Here is a 9,789-nt window from a genome sequence, read left to right on the forward strand (position 1 = left end):
TTGCGAACAGGCTAATTGAACTTTGAAGATCGCAGACGTCAGCTTTCGGTATCACACAATTCGCATTTGACCAGTGGGTGTTAAACCAGCTCAAAAATTAGTTTTTGTAATGTTTTCAGCACCTTCGGATACGAGTTGATTGAACAAAACTTCAATTTTAGATACTGAGATGATAAAAATATCATTTATTATCAGATATTTATAAATACCAAGTGCTGTTACTAAAATTTTAGTTTGACAGCGGCGCCAAGTATCTCCGATGCTGAATACCATCCGGTGTGCGCCGGATCACATAATCTTGGGAGGAGACAGATGCGGAGACATCTACTTTCCGCCGTGGCGGCCGCAGCCGTCATTGCGGGGCACGGTCCTGCTTGGGCCGACGAAGCCGCAGCACAACGTTGGATTGATGACGAATTCCAGCCATCGACCTTGTCGAAGGACGAACAGTTGTCCGAAATGAAGTGGTTCATCGAAGCTGCACAACCGTACTCGGGCATGGAAATCAATGTCTTGTCAGAGGGTATCCCGACGCATTCCTATGAATCCGAGGTTCTGACCAAGGCGTTCGAAGAAATCACAGGGATCAAGGTCAATCACCAGATTCTCGGCGAAGGCGAAGTGGTGCAAGCTGTTCAGACTCAGTTGCAAACCGGACGAAACCTGTACGACGGCTATGTCAACGATAGCGACCTGATCGGAACACACTCGCGCCTTCAGTTGGCCTATCCGCTGACCGATATGATGGGCGGTGACTGGGCGGCGACAACTTCCCCGACGCTGGATCTGGATGACTTCATGGGCATTCAGTTCACCACCGGCCCAGATGGCAAGCTGTATCAGCTACCTGACCAGCAGTTCGCCAACCTTTACTGGTTCCGCAAGGACTGGTTCGATGATGAGGCCAACAAGGCCGCATTCAAAGAAAAATACGGCTATGATCTGGGCGTTCCGGTCAACTGGTCGGCCTATGAGGACATCGCTGAATTCTTCACCAATGACGTGAAAGAAGTCGATGGCGTCGCGATCTATGGCCACATGGACTATGGCAAGCGCGCGCCCGACCTCGGATGGCGAATGACTGACGCCTGGCTATCGATGGCTGGCGCCGGTGATGTGGGCGAGCCGAATGGTGTTCCCGTCGATGAATGGGGCATCCGCATGGAAGCGGGCACCTGTAATCCGGTCGGTGCGTCGGTTTCCCGCGGTGGTGCGGCCAACGGCCCAGCTGCGGTCTATGCAATCCGCAAATGGGATGAGTGGCTGCGGGCTTATGCTCCCCCGGGTGCGGCGTCCTATGACTTCTACCAGTCGCTGCCAGCGCTCAGCCAAGGCAATGTAGCCCAGCAGATCTTCTGGTACACCGCCTTTACCGCCGACATGGTCAAGCCGAAGTCCGAAGGCAACAACACCGTGGATGACGAAGGCACGCCGCTGTGGCGGATGGCGCCCAGCCCGCACGGCCCATATTGGGAAGAAGGCCAGAAGGTTGGCTATCAGGACGTGGGGTCGTGGACCTTCCTGAAATCCACACCTTCTGATCGGGCTCAGGCGGCTTGGCTCTATGCTCAGTTCGTGACGTCCAAAACCGTCGATGTGAAGAAGTCCCATGTGGGTCTGACCTTCATCCGCGACAGCTCGGTCAACCACGAGTCGTTCACCGAACGCGCACCCAAGCTGGGTGGTCTGGTCGAGTTCTACCGCTCGCCTGATCGTGTGGCATGGTCGCCGACTGGAATCAACGTGCCGGACTATCCTAAACTGGCTCAAATCTGGTGGCAGCAGATCGGTGACGTGAACTCGGGCGCCTTTACCCCGCAAGAGGCGATGGACCGGTTGGCAGAAGAGATGGACATCACCATGGCCCGGATGCAGGCTGCGGATGAGGCCGCCAACGTCTATGGTGGTTGTGGACCACGCCTGAACGAACCTCAGGACGCGTCCTTCTGGCTGGAAAAAGCGGGTTCGCCCAAAGCCAAGCTCGAGAACGAAAAGCCGCAGGGCCAGACCGTCAACTATGACGAACTGGTTCAGCGCTGGCAGTCTCAGTAAGCAAGCGAGACCGGGGGTGCCGTCTGCGGCATCCCCACCCCAAGGCCAGTGCAACGCACTGAAGGACCGGAACCCACGGACATGATCGAACTTCAAGACGCCACCAAACGGGTTGGCAATGTCATCCATATCAAGCCCACGAACCTGATGCTTGAGACCGGCCATTTCAACGTGCTGCTGGGCGCGACGGGATCGGGCAAGACCTCTCTGATCAAGATGATGGCGGGGCTGGACCCGATTGCCTCGGGCAAGGTCCTGATGGATGGGCAGGACGTCACACGGCTGAACACGCAAAAGCGGCAGATCAGCCTGGTACACCAGTTCTTTGTGAACTACCCGCATATGACCGTGTTCGACAACATCGCCTCGCCCCTGCGCGTGGCAGGCATGGCGAAATCCGAGATCGAAGGCCGCGTGGAAGAGGCCGCCGACCTGTTGCAACTGCGCCCGATGTTGCACCGCCGCCCACATGAGTTGTCGGGCGGGCAACAACAACGCACTGCGCTGGCCCGTGCGATTGCCAAGGAAAGCCGCGCGGTTTTCCTCGACGAACCTTTGGCAAACCTGGACTACAAGCTGCGCGAAGAACTCCGCGAGCAATTGCCCGACCTGTTCGCAGGCCGTGGCGCAGTCGTGGTTTACGCGACATCGGAACCGGAAGAGGCGCTGCTGCTGGGGGGCACCACAGCCCTGATGGAGGACGGTCGTGTCACGCAGTTTGGCCCGACGGCCAACATTTACCGCAATCCCGAAAATCTCGCAGCTGCGCGCGTGTTTTCTGACCCGCCGATCAATATCGGCCACATCACCGTCTCGGGTGCTCAGGCGCAACTGGCGGGCGGGGGCGGCTGGTCCGTCACTGGCATAGCTGACGGAGACTACATGGTTGCCGTGCGCCCGCATCGGGTGACACCGTTCCGCACTTCGGACGCGGATGTGGAACTGACCGGGCGCGTGATCGTAACCGAACTCTCGGGTTCGGATTCCAGCGCGCATTTCCAGCATGGCGAGGATGCGTGGGTGTCACTGGCCGCTGGCGTTCACCCCTATCAGGTCGGTGAGGATCACAGTTTCTACATGAACCCGGCCCATTGCCGGTATTTCGGCCAAGACGGCCAAAGGGTCGCGTGACATGGCACAGATCAAGCTTTCAAACCTGCGGCACAGCTATTTGCCGACGCCGAAAGGCCCCGAGGACTATGCGCTGAAGGAAATCGACGTGACATGGCGCGATGGCGGGGCCTATGCACTGCTTGGACCGTCGGGCTGCGGCAAGTCCACGTTGCTGAACATTATCTCGGGTCTGCTAACGCCGTCCGAGGGGCAGATTCTGTTCGATGATCAAGAGGTCACTGCCCTGCCACCCGATCAGCGCAACATTGCGCAGGTCTTCCAGTTTCCGGTGATCTACGACACGATGACCGTGGGCGAAAACCTGGCCTTCCCGCTTAAGAATCGCGGCGTCGATGCCGCGACTATCAAACGCCGCGTCGATGAAATCGCCGAGATGCTGGATGTCACCGATATGCTGAACACCCGCGCCAGCGGTCTCAGCCCGGACAACAAGCAGAAGATCTCGATGGGGCGCGGACTGGTGCGCGACGATGTGAACGCGGTGATGTTTGATGAGCCGCTGACTGTGATCGACCCGCATCTGAAATGGAAGCTGCGCTCTAAGCTGAAAGAGCTGCACCAACGCGTCAAAGCGACAATGATCTACGTGACACACGACCAGACCGAGGCCCTGACCTTCGCGGACGAAGTGGTTGTGATGCAGGAAGGCGAAGTGGTTCAGATCGGCACCCCGGTTGAACTGTTCGAGCGTCCTCAGCACACGTTCGTCGGCCATTTCATCGGCTCACCTGGCATGAACGTTCTACCCTGCGAGGCCAAGGGCGACCGCGCGCTGTTCGAAGGTCACGAGGTTATGCTGGAAGGCCCAACCCGCGGCGACGGAGGCCGCACCGATCTGGGTATCCGCCCCGAATATGTGGGCTTTGGCGACACCGGTATCCCGGCGCATGTGACCAAAGTCTCGGACATTGGCCGTCACTTCGTGGTCAGCGCCGTGGTTGGCAACACCGCCCTCAAGGCCGTGACCGAACACAGCGTGCCCGAGCCCGGATCACAGGTCTTCCTGCAATTCAAACCAGAACAATCCCGCGTCTATCGCGACGGCTGGATCGCAACTCAGGAGCGGGCGCAATGAGAACGGAAAACCAAAAGGCATGGTTCTTTGTCCTGCCGGTTCTGGCGCTGGTCGCGTTCAATGCGCTGGTGCCGATGATGACAGTGGTCAACTATTCGGTGCAGGAAACATTCGGCAACAACCAGTTCTTCTGGGAAGGGCTTGGTTGGTTCGAGCAAATCCTGCGGTCGGATCGGTTTCAGGCGGCGCTGGGACGCCAGTTCCTGTTCACCTTCCTGATCCTGCTGATCGAGGTGCCACTGGGCATCATCGTCGCCCTGTCCATGCCCCGCAAAGGGTTCTGGGTGCCGGTCTGTCTGGTGCTGATGGCCCTGCCGATGCTGATCCCGTGGAATGTGGTCGGTTCAATGTGGAACATCTTTACCCTGCCCAAGATCGGCCTGCTGGGATACTTCCTGAATGACGTTCTGGGCATCAACTATGACATGACGCAACAGCCGCTGTCAGCCTGGATCACTGTCATCGTGATGGATGTCTGGCACTGGACCTCGCTGGTGGTGCTGCTGTGCTACGCGGGGCTCGTGTCGATCCCCGACGCCTATTATCAGGCCGCCAAGATTGACGGCGCCAGCCCGTGGTCGGTGTTCCGTTATATCCAGCTGCCCAAGATGAAAACTGTCCTGACCATCGCCGTTCTGCTGCGTTTTATGGACAGTTTCAACATCTATACCGAGCCCTTCGTTCTGACCGGCGGCGGCCCCGGAAACTCGACCACCCTGCTGTCGATCGACCTTGTGAAGATCGCGCTGGGACAGTTTGACCTTGGCCCTGCGGCTGCGATGAGCCTGATCTATTTCGCCATCACGCTGCTGGTTAGCTGGGTCTTCTACACTTTGATGACAAAGGATGACGCGCAATGAAGAAGCGGTCCCTCATCCCGATCCTCTATATCGCATTCCTGATGCTGCCCATCTATTGGCTGGTGGCGATGTCCTTCAAGACCACGAACGAAATCCTGTCGGGCTTTTCCCTGTTTCCCCAAACCTTCACGCTGGAGAACTATATCACCATATTCACAGACCCGACGTGGTATTGGGGTTATATCAACTCGATCTTCTATGTGACGATCAACACGGTGCTGTCGGTCTGTGTGGCGCTGCCAGCGGCTTACGCGTTCTCACGCTATCGGTTTCTGGGCGACAAACAACTGTTCTTCTGGTTGCTGACCAACCGGATGGCCCCGGCAGCCGTTTTCGCGCTGCCGTTCTTTCAACTCTATTCCTCGATCGGGTTGTTCGACACGCATCTGGCCGTAGCTCTGGCACATACGCTGTTCAACGTGCCGCTGGCGGTATGGATTCTGGAAGGCTTCATGCGCGGCATCCCGAAGGAACTGGACGAAACCGCCTACGTAGACGGCTATTCCTTCCCGCGCTTCTTCGTGACGATCTTCTTACCCAACATCAAAGCCGGTGTCGGCGTCGCTGCCTTCTTCTGCTTCATGTTCTCGTGGGTTGAAATGCTGTTGGCCAAGACCCTGACTGCAGTTGAGGCCAAACCCATCGCTGCCGTGATGACCCGGACCGCCTCAAGCGCGGGGTATGAGCTGGGCTTGCTGGCTGCCGCCGGAACGCTGACCATCATCCCTGGCGCTATCGTCATCTGGTTTGTCCGCAACTACATCGCGCGCGGTTTCGCGATGGGACGTGTATGAGGTTCGATATGCGTAAAATTCTTCTCACCCTGTCCTTCCTGCCTTCAGTGGCCTATGCCCAACAGGCCGGTTGGGGCAGTGTCGGCCAACAAGAGGAAAAAGGGTTCTCGTGGACCGCTCCTTTGTGGCCGGATTTCTGGATGGCATGGACCCCGGCCACACTGGCGGTATTCGTCGGTATCTTTTCGGCCATCGCCCTGATCGGGGTGTTGGAAGGGTTCAAATTCCGAGACGGGATCGAGCGGCGCGGCGTGCTGGGGCTGACCACCACGCTGGGGGATCGGTTGTTCATCACCCTGCTGGGCTCGACCTATATCTTCCTGGCCTGGCTCGGGCTGGTCGGCCAACCTGTCTGGACGCCTCTTTTTCTGTCCATCGGTTGGGGCGTCTTCGTCTTCTGGAAAGTTTAGGCTTTGCGAAACGGCGAAAGGATGCTTGTCTGTCAGGCATACTAAAAAATGGCGACACCGAGATCGATGCGAAAGAAAAAGACAACAAATCTTCTGACCGACGTGGAACTTGAGTTCATGAACGAACTCTGGGCGCTTGGTCAGGGCTCGGTCCGTGAAGTCCTTGATCGCCTGCCATCTGATCGCAATCTGGCCTACACTTCCGGAGCCACAATTTTGCGGATCCTTGATGAAAAGGGCTTTGTCGAAAGCGAGAAGAACGGCAAGTCGCTGATCTACAGACCCCTTCTGGAGAAGGACAGGTATCAGTCGCGGTCGTTGCAGAATTTGTCCCGGACCCTGTTTGACGACACTCCCGCAACTCTGGTTGCAAGGCTGGTCGACGATGAGGGGCTGACAGAAGATGATCTGGAGGAAATTCGAGCACTGGTAGAGAGGAGACTGCAAAATGACAGCGGTTAAACCAGTTCTCGATGCGTTTCTCGAGTTCAACGTTGTGCTTGGATTGTCGGCACTGATCTGGCTGGTCGTGCGCGGAGGCCTTGCGCTGACGCCCATGCGGTACGGCTTTGTTGCTCAGCTTCGTTCGCTCAAGATACTTTGCATCGGCGTGATGCTCAGCCCGGTTCTGGCGATGGGCGTTTCGGGTTTTGTCGCTCAGGTATGGCCCGGACGTGTTGTCGCGCTGGGGGATATTGCGGTGGCGGCCTATCTGCGCGGCGAAATCGCCATGCCGGCTGCGCAGTTCGAAACCCTTTTGAATACGCGCGAACGCTGGGTCGACTATGTCTTGTCAGGCGGCTCTGTCTTCGTGACTTGCGCGTTGATTGCGCTGGTTCTTCTATCGGCTGTTCTGGCAATGCGGGTTGTCCGCAACGCGCTTACAATTCGCAAAGCCGTACGGTCCAGCTTTCTTTGGCGACAGTCGGCAAAAGTGGACATTCGTCTTTCAGATCGCGTAACCGTGCCATTTGCAGTGCGCGGCCTTCGTCGTCGTCACGTCATTTTGCCCAGCCATTTGCTAAACTCGCCACGCGATTTGCGCTTCGCTCTGGCACACGAATTCCAGCACATCCGCGCGCTGGACGTTGAATGGGAACTGGGTTTTGAGATTCTGCGCCCGCTGCTGTTCTGGAACCCGGCCTATCTGGCCATGAAACATCAGTTTGATCGGCTTCGCGAACTAGCCTGCGATCAGTCTGTCGTCTCGCGCAAAGGGATTGACGCGACCGACTATACCGCCTGTCTACTGGACTACTGCACACGATCGATTAAGCTGAAAAACCCTCGCATTCTTCATGTGGCCCTGGTTAACGGGCCGAAAGCAAAGCATGTTCTGCGCCAGCGTGTGATCGCCCTGACCGATGCGCCGGTAACGACAACCCAATTATCAGCTATCTTCATTGGGTCGACACTTTCCCTGGTTGTTATGCTTGCCATTGGGTCGGCCTCGGTGCGTCAAACTCAGGATTGGAGCCATGATCGTCTGATGCTTTCGACGGTTGTAAATCTGGAACGGCTGGAAGCTCGAAATCAGGGAAATTGATGGGCCGAGCATTAAATCCGGCGCGGGTCGGAGAAGCGGCCTCACGGGTATTGCTAGCAAGTTAGTCGCAGATTCGGCGCTGCTGGCTTCCAATGAGTCTGGATTCAAAGTACCGCTATCAACGGCTTTAATGCGGACGTCTGTGTTGCTCGACATCGATTGACCGAGAACAATTTGATAGCAGCCAATGGTCGTTCCAACCTGCTGCAACGCAGCATCGCCACCTGTAGATGAAGTCCAGCCATAGGCCGCCTTGCGCAGATCAATGGCTGCAATCAGAGCATCGTAGTCACTCGTGCGCGGCGCAGCATTTGTCAAAATTAAGCTCATAGCAGACCTCGGAACAGAAAGCAGCATAGGCCCGTCCCATATTCCCCGGCCCAATGCCGACACTCATCGTATCTGCTGGTGCCGCTTGGCAGCTTTCTCTAAATCGGTTTCTAACAAAAATAGATCAAGATTGCAGTGTGTACGGATCGAGTACAAGGCTGTCGTTCTACGTCTGGAGCGCGATCCAGAGCAAATTCAATCGGGATGCACGTCTGCCGGTTCAATCGCCGCAGCCACCGCCATCCCCTGAGCCACAGTCACCTGCATCCTCATCGGCAAAAGGGTCATTACATTCAAAAATCAACGTTAGCTCACCGTTGGTGGTTAGGCTATTGATAGCGGCTACAAAAACAAAAAGCGGTATGCTTAGCCAAAGCGCTCCAAACAAAAGATCACCGCTCTGAAAGATGGAACTGGCACCGAGGCAAATGAACACCAACAAGAAGATCAGCAACACGAAAGTACCAACCCTGTCTTTCCGCTTCCAAATTCCTTTTGGAGGTGTTCCGAACAGATCCGTATACGCTTTGACGGTGGCTTTGTAGTCATCCAGATGTTGGGAACCCTGACCACCGGGGTTGTGGTGGACTGGTTTGTCCAGCTTTTTACAGAAGACGTCCCAATAGTCACGACTGTGCTGCATGTGCAGATGCCAAACCAGATCGACCGCCTTTGAGGGGACATTGCGCTCTGGACGTGTGGCACACAGATACATGAACTTTTGATATTCAGCGATCGCCACGCTTGCGGTGTCGTGAGAGATGCAGTTTTCGGCCATGAGTTGTTCAATGAATGGCTTGCCTGCAGCATCTTCAGGCATTTTGTGCGTTTCAATCAGCTCCCATAGCTGAGTATTGAGAGAGGTCATCGGAGCCTCCTATGTTGTCTCTTTTTTGCAATTTTTGACTAGCGCACGAATATGACAGGTTTGTGACACGCTCGGGAACCTGCTTGCGAAAAAAGGCCGGAGGCGAGTTCACGACTGAACAGACCTCCCCCACCCACTTATGCCTAGCGCCTTGAAAACTGCATGCTATTTTGAATCACAATGGGTCCTATCGCCGCCGCAGCATCGCGCTCGGAGCCGGAGAGTACAACTTTTAGTAGCGGCCCTTAACAGACATTCATCACCCAGCTCCGATGCTGCGATCGCAGCCCGCACCGCCGTTCGCCGCATTCGCGAAATCTGGAAATGATCATACTCACACATTGCGGGCTCAGACGCAGACGTCATCCACCCCATCCGCGACCTGTAAATTGCCGCCTTCAAAAATGCTGTACGGTTCACCAAGGGCCGAAATCGCCGCCGCACCGCTTCGTCACAATCGCCCCCACCGGTCGCAACCAAAGCTGACACAGAGAAGGGGCGGAGTCCTACGAGGCCGCCAGGTCTTGATTGCCTTCATCCGCCGTTCGTCAATCCGAACCGGAACCACGGCCCAGCCGCAGCGGTGGTTCGGATCAAGCCCAACGCTACCAATGCTGAAAGTTGCAAGAACGTCCGGCCTAGCCAGTCATGATAGGTCTTTGATGGCGGCCTGTATGTTGTCCATCGGCCGCCAATGCCAACGTCGTTGAGCAGAGGAGC

General features: G+C 56.4%; 9 protein-coding genes. 8 read left to right on the forward strand and 1 reads right to left on the reverse strand.

The annotated features are described in order from the left end of the window. Nucleotides 1-312: 312 nt before the first annotated feature. From MPJ51_RS20740 to MPJ51_RS20775, 8 genes are all read left to right on the forward strand, one after another. Entirely contained in the window at nucleotides 313-2,052 is a 1,740-nt protein-coding gene (locus tag MPJ51_RS20740) for an ABC transporter substrate-binding protein (RefSeq protein ID WP_298390805.1), read from the forward strand. A gap of 81 nt (nucleotides 2,053-2,133) precedes the next feature. After that, complete coding sequence (locus tag MPJ51_RS20745) at nucleotides 2,134-3,183, forward strand: ABC transporter ATP-binding protein (protein ID WP_298390808.1); 1,050 nt, start codon at nucleotides 2,134-2,136, stop codon at nucleotides 3,181-3,183. 1 nt (nucleotide 3,184) lies between these two features. After that, nucleotides 3,185-4,261, forward strand: a complete 1,077-nt coding sequence (locus tag MPJ51_RS20750; RefSeq protein WP_298390810.1) for an ABC transporter ATP-binding protein — start codon at nucleotides 3,185-3,187, stop codon at nucleotides 4,259-4,261. Continuing rightward, nucleotides 4,258-5,121, forward strand: coding sequence for a sugar ABC transporter permease (locus MPJ51_RS20755; RefSeq protein ID WP_170392846.1), 864 nt, complete (start codon nucleotides 4,258-4,260; stop codon nucleotides 5,119-5,121). Before MPJ51_RS20750 ends, MPJ51_RS20755 begins: the two co-directional genes overlap by 4 nt. Further along, entirely contained in the window at nucleotides 5,118-5,915 is a 798-nt protein-coding gene (locus tag MPJ51_RS20760) for a carbohydrate ABC transporter permease (protein WP_298390814.1), read from the forward strand. Before MPJ51_RS20755 ends, MPJ51_RS20760 begins: the two co-directional genes overlap by 4 nt. An 8-nt stretch (nucleotides 5,916-5,923) precedes the next feature. Continuing rightward, nucleotides 5,924-6,325 carry a DUF2160 domain-containing protein gene (locus MPJ51_RS20765; protein ID WP_298390816.1) on the forward strand — a complete coding sequence of 134 codons (402 nt, stop codon included), beginning with the start codon at nucleotides 5,924-5,926 and terminating at the stop codon, nucleotides 6,323-6,325. Nucleotides 6,326-6,391: 66 nt separating this feature from the next. After that, nucleotides 6,392-6,787 carry a BlaI/MecI/CopY family transcriptional regulator gene (locus tag MPJ51_RS20770; protein WP_298390818.1) on the forward strand — a complete coding sequence of 132 codons (396 nt, stop codon included), beginning with the start codon at nucleotides 6,392-6,394 and terminating at the stop codon, nucleotides 6,785-6,787. Then, on the forward strand, nucleotides 6,774-7,871 hold the full coding sequence (locus tag MPJ51_RS20775) for a M56 family metallopeptidase (protein WP_298390820.1): 1,098 nt from the start codon (nucleotides 6,774-6,776) through the stop codon (nucleotides 7,869-7,871). The genes MPJ51_RS20770 and MPJ51_RS20775 overlap by 14 nt, the downstream gene beginning before the upstream one ends. Before the next feature lie 550 nt (nucleotides 7,872-8,421). On the opposite strand, the gene MPJ51_RS20780 is transcribed toward MPJ51_RS20775, so the two are convergent. Next, nucleotides 8,422-9,069 (reverse strand): hypothetical protein, encoded by a 648-nt coding sequence (locus MPJ51_RS20780; protein WP_298390822.1) that lies wholly within the window; start codon nucleotides 9,067-9,069, stop codon nucleotides 8,422-8,424. Nucleotides 9,070-9,789 lie beyond the last annotated feature (720 nt).

This window comes from Ruegeria sp. (assembly GCF_028066395.1).
Taxonomy (GTDB): domain Bacteria; phylum Pseudomonadota; class Alphaproteobacteria; order Rhodobacterales; family Rhodobacteraceae; genus Ruegeria.